14 protein-coding genes are annotated in these 16,752 nt (G+C 62.5%); 9 read left to right on the forward strand and 5 right to left on the reverse strand.

Annotated elements, in window-relative coordinates; genetic code table 11:
- Nucleotides 1-185 precede the first annotated feature (185 nt).
- The gene (locus ACJO3T_RS00075) at nt 186-1,256 is read left to right on the forward strand and encodes a BtrH N-terminal domain-containing protein (protein ID WP_406977467.1); all 1,071 of its coding nucleotides are present in this window, start codon (nt 186-188) and stop codon (nt 1,254-1,256) included.
- A gap of 30 nt (nt 1,257-1,286) precedes the next feature.
- Nucleotides 1,287-1,715: a PaaI family thioesterase gene (locus ACJO3T_RS00080; protein ID WP_406977468.1), complete on the forward strand. Its 429-nt coding sequence runs from the start codon at nt 1,287-1,289 to the stop codon at nt 1,713-1,715.
- A gap of 16 nt (nt 1,716-1,731) precedes the next feature.
- Here the strand turns inward: ACJO3T_RS00080 and ACJO3T_RS00085 are convergent, their stop codons facing one another.
- A complete protein-coding gene (locus ACJO3T_RS00085) occupies nt 1,732-2,772 on the reverse strand; it encodes a phosphotransferase family protein (protein WP_406977469.1) in 1,041 nt (346 codons plus the stop codon).
- Between the two features lie 170 nt (nt 2,773-2,942).
- On the opposite strand from ACJO3T_RS00085, the gene ACJO3T_RS00090 reads away from it, so the two are divergent.
- The 3 genes from ACJO3T_RS00090 to ACJO3T_RS00100 all read left to right on the forward strand — a co-directional run bounded on the left by ACJO3T_RS00090 (nt 2,943) and on the right by ACJO3T_RS00100 (nt 6,847).
- Nucleotides 2,943-3,881, forward strand: coding sequence for an NAD(P)H-dependent flavin oxidoreductase (locus tag ACJO3T_RS00090; RefSeq protein WP_406960685.1), 939 nt, complete (start codon nt 2,943-2,945; stop codon nt 3,879-3,881).
- 197 nt (nt 3,882-4,078) lie between these two features.
- On the forward strand, nt 4,079-5,635 hold the full coding sequence (locus ACJO3T_RS00095; RefSeq protein WP_406977470.1) for a long-chain-fatty-acid--CoA ligase: 1,557 nt from the start codon (nt 4,079-4,081) through the stop codon (nt 5,633-5,635).
- A gap of 54 nt (nt 5,636-5,689) precedes the next feature.
- Nucleotides 5,690-6,847: a C4-dicarboxylate TRAP transporter substrate-binding protein gene (locus tag ACJO3T_RS00100; protein ID WP_406960688.1), complete on the forward strand. Its 1,158-nt coding sequence runs from the start codon at nt 5,690-5,692 to the stop codon at nt 6,845-6,847.
- Nucleotides 6,848-6,976: 129 nt separating this feature from the next.
- Here the strand turns inward: ACJO3T_RS00100 and ACJO3T_RS00105 are convergent, their stop codons facing one another.
- Entirely contained in the window at nt 6,977-8,137 is a 1,161-nt protein-coding gene (locus tag ACJO3T_RS00105) for a C4-dicarboxylate TRAP transporter substrate-binding protein (protein WP_406960690.1), read from the reverse strand.
- 271 nt (nt 8,138-8,408) lie between these two features.
- Here ACJO3T_RS00105 and ACJO3T_RS00110 point away from each other — a divergent pair, with 271 nt between their 5' ends.
- The 4 genes from ACJO3T_RS00110 to ACJO3T_RS00125 are packed head-to-tail and all read left to right on the forward strand — an operon-like array spanning nt 8,409 to nt 12,630.
- Nucleotides 8,409-10,049, forward strand: coding sequence for a long-chain-fatty-acid--CoA ligase (locus ACJO3T_RS00110; RefSeq protein ID WP_406977471.1), 1,641 nt, complete (start codon nt 8,409-8,411; stop codon nt 10,047-10,049).
- A 54-nt stretch (nt 10,050-10,103) separates the two neighbouring features.
- A complete protein-coding gene (locus tag ACJO3T_RS00115; protein ID WP_406960694.1) occupies nt 10,104-10,559 on the forward strand; it encodes a MaoC family dehydratase N-terminal domain-containing protein in 456 nt (151 codons plus the stop codon).
- 6 nt (nt 10,560-10,565) lie between these two features.
- Complete coding sequence (locus ACJO3T_RS00120; protein WP_406960695.1) at nt 10,566-10,991, forward strand: MaoC family dehydratase; 426 nt, start codon at nt 10,566-10,568, stop codon at nt 10,989-10,991.
- A gap of 40 nt (nt 10,992-11,031) precedes the next feature.
- Complete coding sequence (locus ACJO3T_RS00125; RefSeq protein WP_406960697.1) at nt 11,032-12,630, forward strand: class I adenylate-forming enzyme family protein; 1,599 nt, start codon at nt 11,032-11,034, stop codon at nt 12,628-12,630.
- Nucleotides 12,631-12,909: 279 nt separating this feature from the next.
- On the opposite strand, the gene ACJO3T_RS00130 is transcribed toward ACJO3T_RS00125, so the two are convergent.
- From ACJO3T_RS00130 to ACJO3T_RS00140, 3 genes are read right to left on the reverse strand one after another with little or no spacing between them, the layout of a single operon-like run.
- Nucleotides 12,910-14,718, reverse strand: a complete 1,809-nt coding sequence (locus ACJO3T_RS00130; RefSeq protein ID WP_406977472.1) for an AMP-dependent synthetase/ligase — start codon at nt 14,716-14,718, stop codon at nt 12,910-12,912.
- Nucleotides 14,715-15,524: an ABC transporter ATP-binding protein gene (locus tag ACJO3T_RS00135; RefSeq protein WP_406977473.1), complete on the reverse strand. Its 810-nt coding sequence runs from the start codon at nt 15,522-15,524 to the stop codon at nt 14,715-14,717. The genes ACJO3T_RS00130 and ACJO3T_RS00135 overlap by 4 nt, the downstream gene beginning before the upstream one ends.
- 7 nt (nt 15,525-15,531) lie before the next feature.
- On the reverse strand, nt 15,532-16,740 hold the full coding sequence (locus ACJO3T_RS00140; RefSeq protein ID WP_406960703.1) for an ABC transporter substrate-binding protein: 1,209 nt from the start codon (nt 16,738-16,740) through the stop codon (nt 15,532-15,534).
- Nucleotides 16,741-16,752: the final 12 nt, after the last annotated feature.

The raw sequence follows: 16,752 nt of genomic DNA on the forward strand, positions 1-16,752 counted from the left end.
TCGACATTACCGGCCTCCACCGCTGCCAGCATCGTCGGATCGGACGATGCCGGGTGACCGGCACCCGGCTAAGGTGATCCTGAAGAACAACAAGATCGACGGATAGCCCCTATGCCCCACTCAGGACCTGACGCCAGCACCGGCGTTAACCGCAAAGCCCGCCATTTCATCGGGAGTCCGACATTATGAGCCGGGTTCTGATTGAGCCCTATCCCCACAGCCTGGGCGGCCACTGCGGCTCCGGCGCCCTGCGGGATCTGATGCACTGGGCCGACCTCGGCTGGAACAACCTGCCCGGTGACGGGCGACCCGGCGAAGGGCTGGTATTCGGGCTTGGGGGCGGATTGTCGTTCATGTACACCCGCTATCCCGGCCTCACACCTCCCATCTACCTTGTAGGTCGGAACGCGGATATGGAACTGGATTTCTGCCAGCGACTGGGCATCGACACCCGACGCCAGCAGACCGATGACCCGGACCAGGGCTGGCGCTGGGTAAAAGACGAAATCGACGCGGGCCGACCGGTCATGGTCTGGTGCGATATTGCGGAATTGCCCTATCTGCGGGTCCGGCTGTCCAACACCCGCCATGATGTGGTGATCATTGGCTACGATGACGACCGGAAAACAGTGTTCATTGTGGATAATGATCGGGAGGATGTGCAGGAAATCCCCATGGAAGCCTTCCGCCGGGCCCATGGCTCCAACGGCTTCCCGGGCCCCAACCGGTTTGCCTCCTACCCGATGCGCTTCCCGGCGCAACTGCCCGACCTGCTGACCTGCGCGCGGGATGCCGCCACCTCCGCCGCCCGGGTGCTGGGCGGGGAGGATGCCCTGCTGTTCGACGTTACCAGCCTGCCCGCCGGCAGCCAGGTGGCCAGCGGCGTGGACGGCGTCAAGGCCTTTGCGGACGACATCATTACCTGGCCCTATCGTTTTGACCCGGACGAACTGCCCACCGCACTGAAAAGCCTGCCCGTCTTCGTGGAAAAGGCCGGTACCGGAGGCGGTCTGTTCCGTCGCCTGGAAGCTGAATTCTGCCGGGACGTGGCCCAGGCTACCGGCGACCAGCACTTTGCCGCAGCCGCCGAGGCCTGCCAGCACAGTGCCGATGCCTGGTCGGCCCTGGGCGAGATTGCCCGTGCCGAGCCCATGGACATCCAGGCCATCAGCGAATCGGCCCAACGGCTACCGATCCTGGAAGCGGCCATGCAGGCAGCCCTGGAAAGGGCCGGCCAGGGTGGCCCGAATAACTGACACCATTGCCAACACCGAGGACCCGACGCCATGACCATCCAGGTAACCGCTTACGAACTGCAGTCGTTCATGCGCACCGAGTTTCCCCAGGCCACCATCACCGTGGAGCAGGTGAACGAGCAGGAAGCCTGGGTGCGCCAGCCAGTGGATGAGTCACACCTGCGCCCCGGCGGCACCGTATCCGGCCCCACCATGATGGCCACGGCGGATACCGCCGCCTATGTGGTAGTGCTGGCCCATATCGGCATCGTCCCCCTGGCGGTCACCAGCAACCTGAACATCAACTTCCTGCGCAAACCGGAATCCGGCAAGGCCCTGCTGGCCCGGGGCACCCTGCTGCACCTGGGGCGCCGTTCGGTACTGACGGAAGTGAACATCTACTCGGAAGGCCACCTGCAGAAGCCGGTGGCGCACGCGGTGGTTACCTACGCTATTCCTTCATCCCACAGCCAGGCCTGAGCGATTTACCGCCGGCTTAACGCACCCACCCCAGCGCCCGTTCAAACAGCGCCACCGTGCTGGCATGCAACTGATCCCCGATCGCCTTCGGAGCCTTACCGGCACAGGCCCGGGCGTGGGTGCCCTCCAGGATGATACCCAGCTTGTAGCAGGCCAGTACGGCGTACCAGTCGATGGCGGAGAGATCCCGATGGCTGCGAGCGCGGTAGTGTTCCACCAGGTCATCGGCGTCGGGGAAGCCATCCCAGGGCTGTAACCGAAAATGCTCTATGGTGTCCTCATCGACCGTCTCGCCGGGCCACGTAGCCAGCAGCCAGCCCAGGTCCAGCAGCGGGTCGCCGATGGTGGTCAGTTCCCAGTCCACAATAGCCGCCAGTTCGCCGCTGTCGGGTCGGACCATGACGTTAGCCATGTGGTAGTCCCCGTGGATAATGCCCGGCTCGAAGGACGATGGCCGGTTCCGGTCCAGCCATCCCGCGATGGTATCGACACCCGGTATCGACTGGGGCCCCGGCCAGCCGGGAAAGTCAGCGTAACCCTGCAGTTGCTGCTGCCAGCGGCGGACCTGGCGCTGCAGGTAATTGTCCGGCTTACCGAAGCCTTCCAGCCCCACCGCCCGGTAATCCACCGCACCCAGTGCTGTAATACCCTCCACCAACGACAACCCCATGCGATGCCGGACGGTGGTATCCGAGGAATGAAGGGAAGGCAAGCCATTGACCGGCGCAAAGCCCTCAACTGGCTCCATCAGATAGAAGGCCGCCCCCAGCACGCCCTCGTCAGGACAGCCTGCTACCAGCCGGGGGTGGGGAACATGGGTACCGGCAAGGGCCTCCAGCATGCGCATTTCCCGCCGCATAGTGTCATTGGAATTGGCGCGCAGGTGCGGCGGTGGTCGCCGCAGGACCAGGTCCTGGCCGCTGTAATCAAACCTCAGCAGCAGGTTTTGCGTGCCGCCGCCCAGCAGGCGAGCGTTGGCAACTTCCCCCTGGCCAAGCCCCTGCCCGACCATCCAGTCCGCCAGCCTTTCGGTGTCAATGTGCCTCTGCCAGTCCATAGGTGTCACCCTGTCTGCGGTAATGTTATGAACCTATCGGAGTTGCACACCGTCCGAATCGTCAGATTGGACGAATCGAAAGGCGCGCCCACCTGTCAGGATGACGGAAATGGAAGACCGTGCTTCACTTCCAGACGACACATACCGACCACCTGATGGAGACTAACGCCATGCCCCTTCCCTCCGCATTCGAGGGCCGGCTCAAGGTTCCGGCCATTGCCGCCCCCATGTTCCTCACCTCCGGCCCGGATCTGGTGGTGGAAGCCTGCCTGAACGGCGTGGTGGGCACCTTTCCTGCCCTCAACCAGCGCTCCACGGAAGGTTTTGTGGAATGGCTGCAGGACATCGAAGCCCGCCTTGAAGGCAAGGATGCCGCTCCCTATGGCGTGAACCTGATCGTGCATCGCTCCAACCCCCGGCTGGAGGCGGACCTGGAACAGGTGGTGAAGCATCAGGTGCCATTGGTGATCACCTCCCTGGGCGCGGTGCCGGAGGTGGTGAAGGCCGTGCATTCCTATGGCGGCCTGGTGTTCCACGATGTGATCAACCGCCGCCACGCCGAAAAGGCCGCAGAAGCCGGCGTTGACGGCATTATCGCGGTGTCAGCGGGCGCCGGGGGCCATGCCGGCACCATCAGCCCCTTCGCGCTGGTGCAGGAAATCCGCCAGGTATTCGACGGCACCATCATCCTGGCCGGCTCCATCAGCACCGGTGCCCAGGTTGCCGCCGCCCGGCTCATGGGTGCCGACCTGGCCTACCTGGGTACCCGTTTCCTGGCCACAAAGGAATCCCTGGTGGAACCGGAGTACAAGGCTATGGTTCGGGACACCCGGGCCGCCGATATCGTCTACACCCCCAAGGTGTCCGGCGTGAATGCCAACTTTCTCCGCCCCAGCATCGAAGCCGCCGGTCTCGATCTGGACAGCGACGAAGCCCACGGCGGCCTGGACATGGAAAACGAGGCCAAGGCCTGGAAGAATGTCTGGTCCGCTGGCCACGGCGTTGGCGCGATCTCGGACGAGCCGGCCACCGCCGAGCTGTGCCAGCGCCTCGCCCGGGAGTACCACGATGCCCTGCAACAGGCCTGCAACGACGAATTCAGCCGGTAACTGCCAGACCGGGAGCCGCCTGTTCCATGGCGGCTCCTGCCCGCCCCGACAGTCCCTTTCCGACATCCCCCACCGCAAATGAAAACAATTCGTCGTTTCCGACGATAGCTGACCCTGACTTCGTGACCTAGCTTGACCATGACTGGTTAATCAACAACCAACATCCGGAACAACAACAAGTCACGGAGACCCGACGAATGTACCTGACCCAACCCCTGCACAAGGCCCTGACTGAAGCCCCGGACAAGACCGCCACGGTCTTCCAGGGCCGCCGCCACAGTTATTGCGAATTCGTATCCCGGATCGCGAGACTGGCGGCAGGCCTGCGACAGCTTGGCCTGAAGGAAGGCGACCGGGTGGCGATCCTGAGCCTGAACTCGGACCGCTACGCCGAGGCCATCTACGCCACCTTCTGGGCTGGCGGCGTGATCAACCCGGTGAACATCCGCTGGAGCCCGGCGGAGATCATCTATTCCCTGGACGACTGCGACAGCACCTTCCTGATCGTGGATGACACTTTCAGTCCCATGGTCAAACCGTTGACTGAAGGCTCCAGATCCCTGAACACGGTCATCTACTCGGGCGACGGGGAAACACCCGCCGGCACCCACAATTTAGAAGCCCTGATCCGCGACCACGAGGAAGCCGAAGACGCCCTGCGCAGCAACGATGACCTGGCAGCGGTCATGTACACCGGCGGCACCACCGGCAAACCCAAAGGGGTAATGCTCAGCCACACGAACCTGTTCAGCAACGCGCTGGGCTCCCAGGCGGTGGCCAACATGCCCCTGCGCTCGGTGACCCTGCATGCCGCACCCACCTTCCATGTCGCCGGCACCGGGCTGATCCTGCAGGGGGTCACACGCCACAGCACCAACGTAATCATCCCCATGTTCGAGCCGAAGGCGGTGCTGGAAGCCATTCAGAACGAGGGCGTGATCGAGACCTTCCTGGTGCCCACCATGCTGCGGATGGTGCTGGCCCATCCGGAGTTCGGCAACTACGACCTCAGCGGCCTGCAACATATGATGTACGGGGCCTCGCCCATGGACAGCACCCTGCTTAACAAGGCCCGCCAGGCCATGCCCCAGGCCGGTTTCCTGCAGGCCTACGGCATGACTGAGCTGTCGCCAACGGTGACCATCCTCACCAAGGACTGGCATGGTAATGAAGGCTTTGAGAGCGGCAAAATGATGTCCGCCGGACGCCCCCTGCCCATGGTGGAGATCCGCATCGTGGACGAGAACGACAACCCGGTACCCCACGGCACCCGGGGGGAAATCGTGGCCCGCGGGCCGGTGGTCATGCAGGGCTATTGGAACAAGCCGGAGCAGACCGCCCAGGCGCTGCGCAATGGCTGGATGCATACCGGCGACGCCGGCTACATGGATGAGGATGGTTTTGTCTACGTGGTGGACCGTATCAAGGACATGATTGTCACCGGTGGCGAGAACGTTTACTCCGCCGAGGTGGAGGAAGCCCTGCTGCAGATGCCCCAGGTGGCCCAGTGCGCGGTAATCGGCGTGCCGGACGACGACTGGGGCGAGCGGGTACACGCCACGGTGGTGGTGAATGACGACGCCGACCTGACCCTGGACGAGGTCATGGCCCATTGCCGGACCCTGATTGCCAACTACAAGATCCCCCGCAGCCTGGAAATCCGCGAGGAACTGCCGCTGTCACCAGCCGGCAAGCTGCTCAAGTACAAACTCAGGGAGGAACACTGGTCCGACCGGGACCGCAAGGTGAGCTGAACAACAACAAGACCACACCAAACCCCATGACAACAACAATGACGGGAGTGTCCCATGACCTACCTGAAGAACCCCCTGGCCGGCTTTATAGCCGGCGCTGCCCTGACCTCCATGATGGCGGTGGGCAATGCTGACGCCCGGGAACTGAGCTTCGCCTCCGGCGCCACGCCCAACTCCATCGGCTCCAAGAGCATCGAGGTGTTTGCCGATGCCCTGGAGGAACGCAGCGATGGTGATCTCAACACCAAGGCCTACATGCAGTCACTGCTGAGTTTCATGGAAACCCCGCCGGGCCTGCGGGATGGCATGGCGGATATCGGCTCGGTGCTGACGCCCTATTTCCAGACCGAGTTTCCCGCCACCATCATGCTCACCGAGATGACCATGCTGCTGGAGCTGGACGACACCACCGCCCGGGAAGCCACCTTCGCCTTTGGCGGCGCCATCTCCGAATACGTGTTCAACAACTGTCCGGAGTGTCTGGAAGAGTACAACAATGAAAACCAGGTGTTCCTGGGGATATCCGGCAGCACCCCCTATACCCTGATCTGCAACACCCCCGTGGTGACCATGGATGACATTGAAGGCAAGCGCATCCGCATTGGCGGCCCCCAGTGGGCCCGGTGGGTGGAGTCCATGGATGCCTCACCGGTGTCCATGGCGGTCAACGAAGTCTACGAAGGTCTGGGCCAGGGTGTGCTGGACTGCACCGCCCATAACCTGCCGGACCTGACCAACTTCAACTTTATCGAGGTCACCACCGACGTCACCATGGGCGTACCCGGGGGCATCTTCGGCGGCATCGCCACCCATATGAACAAGGACACCTGGAACAGCCTGTCGGCGGAGAACCGCGAGGCCATGCTCTACGCCTCGGCGGCCATTGCGGCGGAGCTGGCCCGCCTGTATGTGAAGGAACATGAGGAGAACCGCCAGCTGATTGAAGACAAGGAGGACATCACCGTCCATGAAGCCGGGGATAGACTCAAGGCCGCTACCCGCGAATTCATCGAAGGGGACATCGACACCATCGCGGAACGCTACCGGGACAACCACGACCTGGAACGCTCCGAAGAGATGATCAGCGAGTTCCGCGAAAGCATGACTCGCTGGGTGGAGCTGGTGAAGGACGTGGAAACCGGAGAGGAACTGCAACAGCTCTACTGGGATGAGGTGTTCTCGAAAGTGGATGTGAACGAGTACGGCCTGTAACAACCCTGACGGGCCAGGCAGGACGCCCGGCCCGTCAGTGCCCTTACAGGTTGCGCAGCTCCTTCATTCAGGTTGGTGCAGAATCATGATTCGGCTCTCCTGTCGCAACGGTCTTGTGATTTCAGGACTTCACAGGCCATGGCGACTCACATCCACTTTGGAGAAGACTTCCCGCCAGTAGAGCTCGGCCAGGGCTTCGCCGCTGTCAACGCCATCCACCAGGGAAACCCATTTCTCGAGGATCGGGCGGAAGGTCTCAATCATGTCACCGCCATTGTTGACATCGTATTTTTCGGCATAGGTAGCGGCCATGTTGTCCAGATCCTGACGGATGAATTCCCGGGTCTTTTCCTTCATGGCATCGCTGGCGTCGTGGATGGTAATCCGGTCGAGCTCTTCGGCGGTCTGCATGTTGTCCCTGGCCGCCTCGGCATAACCCCAGCTCAGTTCTGCGGACAGCACCGCGGAGGCGTGAAGCACGGCACGGCGCTCGTCCTCACTCAGACTGGCCCAGGCATCCTGGTTGACGGTGTTACCCACCCCTGCGAACACACCGCCCGGGGCACCGGTGGTGATGTCCGATACCACCTCCATCAGCTTGACGATGGTCAGTTCCGGCGCGGAATGGATGGTGCAGTCAACCACGCCCTGACTGAGTGCTTCGTAGGTTTCGTGTTGTGGAACCGATACCGGGGAAGCGCCAAGATCTTCGGCCCAACGGGACCACTGGGCTCCACCGATCCGTACCCGTTTGCCCTCAAGCTCTTCCAGGTTCCGTACCGGGGTATTGCAGAGCAGCATATAGGGCGATGTGCCACCGCCACCGATAAATACCTGATTCTGAGCCTCGAATTCATCGGCACACTCCGGGCAGTGGTTAAACAGGTACTCGGACATGGCACCGGCGTATGCCAGGCCCGCCGTGTCCGCCGGCGCATCCGTCAGCTCCAGCAACATGGACACTTCCGCCGCCAGATTTGTGCTCGGAAACTCCGCTGGGAAATAGGGTGTCAGAACCAGACCCGTGTCTGCCATGCCGTCCCTCACACCGGAGGGCGTCTCCGAGAAACTCAACAGCGACTGTGGAAAAACCTTCACCGTAATGGCCCCATCAGAATATTCCGACATGGCTTCAGCAAATACGTTGCCCGCTTCTGCGCCGATGGACTGAGGGGCGTAGCCGGTGGCGTAGGTCAGGGTGCGGGCCTCCGCGATACTGGCCAGCATGGAACCAGTGACCACCAGCGACAGGGCAAGGCGGGGAAAACGGGGAATATTGAAAGAACGCATAACAGCTCCTGGGGGACCCATCCGGGTTCCATTTTTGTTGTATAACAGGTTGTTGTATGTCGGCTGTCCGTTGAAAAGCAGGTCTGAGGCGACCATCGTTCAGCTTAGGAAGAGCGGCGGAGAAGGGCCTCGTCTGTTCCGACGAGATCGGAGAAAGGTGTTCCGGGTTCCAATCGATCAAATCGTCGAATCAGACGAGGTCGGGGCTTTTTTCGTGAGGGACACTGGCACAAACGTCCCGCTATAAACACAAGAACCCCAGGAGACAGCCATGCACGGACTTATGCAGGATCAGCCGCTGCTCATTTCCTCCATTATTGAGCACGCCGCCACCTTCCACCCGAACACCGAAATCGTCACCAAGACCGTTGAAGGAGACATCCACCGCACCAACTACGCCGAGATCCGCGACCGCTCCAAGCAGGTGGCCAACGCCCTGGCAAAGCTCGGGATCAAGCAGGGGGACTGCGTCGGCACCCTGGCCTGGAACACCTTCCGGCACTTCGAGCTGTACTACGGCGTCTCCGGCAGCGGAGCGGTCCTGCACACGGTGAACCCGCGCCTGTTTCCGGAGCAGATTGATTACATCGTCAACCATGCCGAGGACCAGGTGTTGTTCTTCGACACCACCTTCGCCCCGCTGGTGGAGAAAATGGCGCCGGCCTTCAAGAGCGTGAAGGCGTTCATCGCCATGACCGACCGCGCCCACATGCCGGACATCGATGTGCCCAACCTGCTGTGCTACGAGGAGCTCGTACAGGCTGAATCCACCGAGTTCGAGTGGCCGGAGTTCGAGGAGCGCACGGCCTCATCCCTGTGCTATACGTCCGGCACCACCGGCAACCCCAAGGGCGTGCTCTACTCCCACCGCTCCACGGTGATCCACTCCCTGATGGAGCTGGCGCCGGACGCGTTCGATTTCAGCAGCAAATCCACCCTGCTGCTGGTGGTACCCATGTTCCACGCCAACGCCTGGGGCGTACCCTACTCCGCCCCCATGGCCGGCTCGAAGATGGTACTGCCGGGACCCCATGTGGATGGCGAGAGCATCTTCCAGCTGATGCGCGACGAGAACGTCACCTTCTCCCAGGGCGTGCCCACTATCTGGCTGATGCTGTTCCAGTACCTGGACGCCAATCCGGAGGCGGACCTGCGCAAACTGACCCACCTGGAAGGCGTGGGTGTGGGTGGCGCCGCGCCCCCCGCCGCCATGATCGAACGTTTCCGCAATTCAGGCATTAAAATGGTCCAGGGCTGGGGCATGACCGAGACCAGCCCCATCGGCGTGATCAACAAGCCACTGCCCAAGCACGAGTCCTGGTCCGACGATGAGCGCACGAAACTGACCGCCATGGCGGGCCGGGGTGTCTGGGGCGTGGAGATGAAGATTGTCGACGACAACGGCAACCGCAAGCCCTGGGATGGTGTGGCCTCAGGTCACCTCTATGTTCGCGGCCCCTGGATCTGCAGCGGCTACTACAAGGGCGAGGGCGGCAACCCGCTGGATGACGAGGGTTACTTCGGCACCGGCGACATAGCCACCATCAACCCGGACGGCTTCCTGCAACTGGTGGACCGATCCAAGGACGTGATCAAGTCCGGCGGCGAATGGATTTCCTCCATCGAGCTGGAAAACGCCGCCGCCTCCCACCCGAAGGTGGCAGAAGCAGCGGTGATCGGCATCCCCGACCCGAAGTGGACCGAACGGCCCCTACTGCTGGTGGTCACCCGGGATGACCAGGAGATGGAAAAGGAGGAAATGATCGACTTCCTGAGCGACCACGTGGCCAAGTGGTGGCTGCCGGACGATGTCATCTTCCTGGATGAACTGCCCCACACCGCCACCGGCAAGCTGCTCAAGACCAAGCTGCGGGAAGAGTTTGGCGGCATGAAACCCGCCAGGGTCTCCTGAACCAACCATCGGACTGCCCTCCCCGGAGGGCGGGTACCCGCAGGAGCGCCAGCCATGATTGATCCCGCGTTCGTTGGCTACGAGACCCGCCCCCATACCCAGATGGTGGAGGCGGGCCGGTTACGCTTCTTTGCCAAAACCATTGGCGAGGACAACCCCGTGTACCTGGACGAGGGTGCGGCACAGGCCGCGGGCTGGCCATCCCTGCCGGTGCTGCCCACCTTTCTGTTCTGCCTGGACCTGGAACGTGATGATCCCCTGGACTACATGACAGCCCTTGGTATCGAACTGGGCAAGGTCCTGCACGGGGAACAGCACTTCGACTACCACCGGATGGTCTGCGCCGGTGACCGGCTGACCTTCCGTTCCCGGGTTACCGATATCTACCAGAAAAAGGCGGGCAGCCTGGAGTTTGTGGTGCGGGAGACCGCGGTGTTCCGGGAGAATGGAGGGCCCACCCCGGAGAGAGTGGCCGATCTCCGTTCCACTATTATCATCCGTCACAGGTAGAACTCCATGAGCACGACTGTCGATATCGCTTCCCTGAGGGTCGGGGACGAGATTCCGGCCCTGACCACACCGCCCATATCCAGGCTGACCCTGGCACTCTATGCCGGGGCCTCCGGCGACCATAATCCGATTCATGTGGACCTGGATTTTGCCCGCTATCATGGAATGGACGATGTCTTTGCCCACGGCATGCTCGCCTCTGCCTACCTGGGACGCATGCTGACCAACTGGCTGCCCCAGGAGGCTCTGATCAGTTTCGGGATGCGGTTTGTCGCCATCTCCCAGGTGCACGACGAATTAAGCTGCCGGGGTCACATCATCGAGCGCTTCGAGGAGGAAGGTGAGCAGCGGGCACGCCTGGAGCTTCGCGTCGTCAACCAGTATGGCGACACCCGGGTGGTGGGTGATGCGGTAGTCCGGCTCAGTTCATGATTTACAGTCCCCCCAGGATCAAACCCGGAGAGTCTTCCCAATGAGCACGACACCCCGCTTTACCATCCGCCACGAACACCATTTCGGTGACCGTGTAGTCCGCTGTTACCAGGAACGCCCGGCCAGCGTGCTGGCCTCCTTCCTGGCCTCGGTGGAACGGGCGCCGGAGGCGGACTGTATCGTCTGCGAAGGGCAGCGGCTCAGCTATCAGGAAGTGGCAGACCGGGCGGACGCCATGGCAGCACAACTCCGGCACCGGGGCGTTGAGCCCGGTGACCGGGTAGGACTGCTGATGGGTAACAGCACGGAACTGGTGCTGACCATCCTGGGTGTCCTGCGGGCCGGCGCCATCGTCATGCCCCTGAACATCCGTGAGCAGGCGCCGGGGCTGCGCTACATGCTGGAGCACTCCGACGCCAGGGCCGTCGTCTACCACGCCGACCAGGCCAACAAGCTGCCATCCCCCGATGACCTGCCGGGGCTTCGCCACCGGTTCGCCATTGGTGGCGGAGACGACCACAGTGAGCCCTTCGACAACCTGCTGAAGGACGCGGGAACCGACCTGCCGCTGCCGTCGACAAAGGAAGAAGACCCCGCCGTCATCCTCTATACCTCAGGCACCACCGGAAAACCCAAGGGGGTCATCCTGACCCACTTCAACATTATCCATTCGGTGATGCACTTCCAGCACACCATGGCGCTGGGGGAAGGCGAACGCAGCCTGCTGGTGGCCCCGGGCAGCCATGTCACCGGGCTGGTGGCCAATATCCTGACCATGACCCATGTGGCCGGTGCCACTGTGGTCATCCCCGCCTTTGATGCCGTGCAGGCGGTGGAACTGATCGCCCGGGAGAAAGTCACCCATACGGTCATGGTGCCGGCCATGTACAACCTGTGCCTGCTGCGCACCAATTTCCGGGACCACGACCTCAGCACCTTCCGTATCGGCGGCTTCGGCGGCGCCCCCATGCCGGAGAGCACCATTGCCCAACTGCGGGAGCAACTGCCGGACCTGGAGCTGATCAACGCCTACGGCGCCACCGAGACCACCTCGCCCTCCACCTGCCTGCCCCTGGGCGACGCTGGCCGCCATGCCGACAGTGTCGGATTGGTAGTGCCCTGCGGCGACATCCGCATCATGGATGATCACGGCCGGGAAGTGGCGCCGGGGGAATCCGGCGAGCTGTGGATCAGCGGCCCCATGGTGTCACCGGGCTACTGGAACAACCCGGAAGCCAACGCCCGGGAGTTCACCGCCGGGCACTGGAAGTCCGGGGATATCGGTTCCATGGATGAACAGGGTTTTGTCCGCATCTTCGACCGCAAGAAGGACATGATCAACCGGGGCGGCTACAACATCTACAGCGTGGAGTTGGAGAACCTGATTATCAGCCACCCCGCGGTGGTGGAATGCGCGGTGATTCCCCATCCGGACGAGGTGCTGGGGGAGAAGATCCATGTGTTCGTGACCCGGGTGGAAGACCAGGGGTTGAGCGAAGACGACATCCGCCGGTTCTGCCGGGAGAACCTGGCGGACTACAAGACGCCGGATTATGTGACGATTCAGGAGGAGCCCTTGCCGCGGAATGCCAATGGGAAGTTGGTCAAGGCTGGTCTCAAGGAGCGGATTGGGGGCTAAGTCGGCAACAGGCTGGCTTTGTGCTTAACTGCTCCCCCCTCTCCCCGGCCCTCTCCCTCCAGGGGAGAGGGGGGAGTTTGCCGCTAATCTGTATCTGGACTTCACCCCTTAGTCTCCCCGAAACGTCGTTGTTTAAGTTTGCACAGGACAGTCCCCTCTCCCCTGGAGGGAGAGGGTTAGGGAGAGGGGGGAGCAGACGAGTTCGGGGCTAGATGGACTGCACCTGAAATGCAATGGAGAAAGCCTCCCGGCCCCGGACCTCGAAGATCAACGGTCCGATCAGGCTCCCTCATAAAGCGACTCAATCACTTCGGTATACTTCTCATGGATCTTGCTCCGCCGTACCTTCATGGTGGCAGTCACTTCGTCATCGTCGTGGTCCAGTTCCTTGGTGAGCAGGTGGAAACGCTTCACCTGTGCCACCTGCGGTAGCTGGTCATTCCCCCGGTTGATCTCGTCCTGAACCAGTGCGTTGACCCGTTCATGCTCCGCCAGGCTGCGGAAGGTGGTGTAGGCCACCCGCTCCTGCTCCGCCCATTTGGCCACCGTCTCGAAATCAATCTGGATCAGGGCGGACACATACTTGCGGGACTCGCCGATCACGATACATTCCTTGATGTAGGGGCTGGCCTTGATGGTGTTCTCGATCTCAGTGGGCGACAGGTTCTTGCCCCCGGCGGTGATCATGATGTCCTTCAGGCGGTCCACGATGCGCAGATGCTCGCCCTGCCACTGGCCCACATCGCCGGTGTGCAGCCAGCCATCCTTCAGGGTTTTGGCCGTGGCCTCGTCGTTCTTGTAGTAGCCCTGGAACATACTGCCACCCCGCAGCAGGATCTCGTCGTGCTCACCAAGCCTCACCTCCACACCGGTGATTGGCCTGCCCACGGTACCCAGCTGGATCTCGTCCAGGGGCTGGGCGGTGGCGACGCCGGTGCTTTCCGTCTGGCCGTAGACTTCCACCAGCGGCACGCCGATGGTGCGGAAAAACTCAAGGATGCCGGAAGAGATGGGCGCCGCCCCGGTCATGGCGATATGGCAGCGGCGCAGGCCCACATAGTTCTGCAGGGCCCGGAACACCAGCCAGTACCAGAACCCGTAACGGGCCCGGTCCATCCGGCTCCACCGGGCCTTCGGCTTTGTCGCCAGTGACGCGCAGGCGGCCATGGCCCGGTTGAACAGGGCCCGGCGCAGGCGACCGGTTTCCTGGATCTTGATGTAGATGGCCGAGTGCAGCTTCTCCCAGATACGGGGCACCCCAAGGAAAAAGGTGGGCGCGATTTCCCGCAGGTCCTCCTGCACCGTGCGCAGGCTTTCGCCAAAGCTGACGGTGCTGCCCACGTACAATGGCCCGATATTGGTGAAGGCCTGTTCAGCCACATGGCACAGGGGCAGGTAGGACAAGCTGGTGTCCTGCTCATCGATGGCCAACAGCTCAATCAGCCCCGGCGCCGCCGCGTACAGATTACGCCAGGAAATCATGGCGCCCTTGGGCCGCCCGGTGGAGCCGGAGGTGTAGATCATCAGCGCGGTTTCATCCATGCCCTGCTGGTCCAGCAGTTCATCCACAATGCCCGGATACTCCCCCTCGTAGGCCACACCCATGGCCTCCACTTCCCCGAAGGGGGTGGGCGGATCCGGGTAATGGCGCAGGCCCTTCATGTCGATCACCACGTTGTGCCTGAGACGGGGTAACTGCGGCCAGGCTTCCAGCACCTTGTCGGTCTGTTCCTGGTCCTCGCAGATCACCATGGTGCTGTCGCTATGCTCCAGCACGTAGGCCACTTCATTCCAGGGGCTGGTGGGGTAGACCCCGACACAGATGCCCCGCACCATGCCGATGCCCATCTGGGCGATCACCCATTCCACCCGGTTCTCGGAGATGATCGCCACGTGGCCACCGGGCTCCAGTCCCAGGGCTTTCAGCCCCAGGCCGAACTGCCAGGCACGGCGGTAGAACGTCTGCCAGTCGATGGCCTGCCAGATGCCGAAGTCCTTCTGGCGCAGGGCCAGATCATTGGGCCGCTGGCGGGCATGTTCCCGCAGCATCTGTGGCAGGGTCAGTTCGGATAATTCCGGTCGGGTCATGACAACCACCGTTTACGACGCTTGTAGTGCTTGATGTCCCGGTAACTGCGGGCTTCCCCGTCCTTGCCGCCGACACCCAGGTAGAACTCCTGCACGTCCTCGTTGTCGGTGAGCCGGTCCGCCGGTCCGTCGATCACGATCTTGCCGTTTTCCATGATGTAGCCGTAGGAGGCGATGGCCAGGGATACCGCCGCATTCTGCTCCACCAGCAGGATCGCGGTGCCCTGCTCGCGGTTGATACGGGCGACGATCTCGAAGATCTCCTCCACCAGCAGCGGCGCCAGCCCCAGGGAAGGCTCGTCCAGCATGATCAGCTCGGGCCGGGCGATCAGTGCCCGCCCGAGGGCCAGCATCTGCTGCTCACCGCCGGAGAGGTAACCCGCCAACTGACGCCGGCGTTCCTTCAGTCGGGGAAAGTAGTCATAGACCAGCTCGTACCCCCCGGAGCGGGAGGATTCCCGCCCGGTCAGGGCATAGGTGGCCGCCACCAGGTTTTCCTCCACGGTGAGATCCTCGAACACCCGCCGGCCTTCCATGACATGGAACAGGCCATCCCGCACCAGTTTCTCCGGCGGCCGGGTCTTCACGCTCTGGCCGTTGAGGCGGATATCCCCGGCGGTGACCTCGCCATCCTCCAGGGACAGCAGACCGGACACGCTCTTGAGGGTGGTGGACTTGCCGGCTCCGTTGGACCCCTGCAGCGCGACAATGGCGCCCCTGGGGACCCTCAGGGACAGGCCCCGCAGGACCTGCACCGTCTTGTTGTAGACCACCTCAATGTTGTCGACTTCCAGAACGGCGTCCATACCGGCCTCAGTCAAGGTGAATCCAGTCGGATACCGGCTCGTAACGGCCTTCTTCCGCGTTCACCCGCCAGATACGGCCCACCGGGAAGGACATGTCCTTCACTGTCACCGGGATACCGATGATGCCGCCGGTGTCCCAGTCCTCGATGGAGGCCAGGGATTCGGCCATATTGTCGGCGGTGAGTTCCTTGCCGGCGTCCAGGGTGCGCTCAATCACCTCGGTCCAGACCATGGCGTTGAACCAGCCCTGCATGTAGCCGGTGGGACGGTAGCCTGCTTCCGGGTCGCTTTGCTCGGCCTGGGCCCGCAGGGCATCCAGCATGGGGCCGCTGTCCGGGCTGTCGTAGTAGTTGTAGGGCATGACACCCATGTAGCCGTCGGCGTCCTCACCCATCTTGTCGATGATCAGCTTGTCGGAGGACCAGAAGGTGCCCATGAACTGGGTGTCCAGCCCCATCTGACGCATCTGCACCATGAACTCGTTGATGGGCGAGAGTACATAGCCGTGGAACACCACATAATCCGGGCGCACGCGACGCAGCTTCAGCACCTCGGCGGACACATCCACACTGCCCGGCTTGGTGACGATCTCCTCAACCACCTCAATGCCCAGATCGGCGGCCCTGGCCTTGCCGTTCTCGATGGGGTCCTTGCCGAACTCGGTATCGCTGTAGACGAACGCCACCGTGGGCATGTCGCCGCCTTCACCCTGGCTGGCGATGTACTCCAGGATGATGCCGAACATCTGGCTGTAGCTGGGTCCCGGAATGAACTGGTAGGGGTACTGCTCGTTGTCGGTGAGGGCCGTGGCGAAGGAGGCGCCGCTCATCAGCGTGGTGTTCATGCTGTTCAGCTCGGAGGAGATGGCCTTCATGAAGCCCGTGCTGTCGCCGTAGTAAACCGCGGGTGACTCACTGCCGGAGATCTTCTTGAAGGCTGCGACCGACCGGTCCACCTCATAGGCGGTGTCCTCCATCACGTACTCCACCGGGTGGCCGTTGATGCCGCCCTGACTGTTGATCCAGTCGGTGTAGTCGGTCAGGCCGGCGTGGATATGGATGCCGGCAAAGGCAAACACCCCGGACAGGGGAATGGAGCCACCAAACACGATCGGCTCCTTGTCCTGGGCCATGGCCGGAGCGGCCAGTCCCAGGGCGGCCACAAAGCTGGAAATACCAGCCAGCCGGCGGCCCTTCTGCATCAGTTGGTTGAACATGGTGTGTCTCCT

The sequence above is a fragment of the Marinobacter shunpengi genome (assembly GCF_045449715.1).
GTDB lineage: Bacteria > Pseudomonadota > Gammaproteobacteria > Pseudomonadales > Oleiphilaceae > Marinobacter.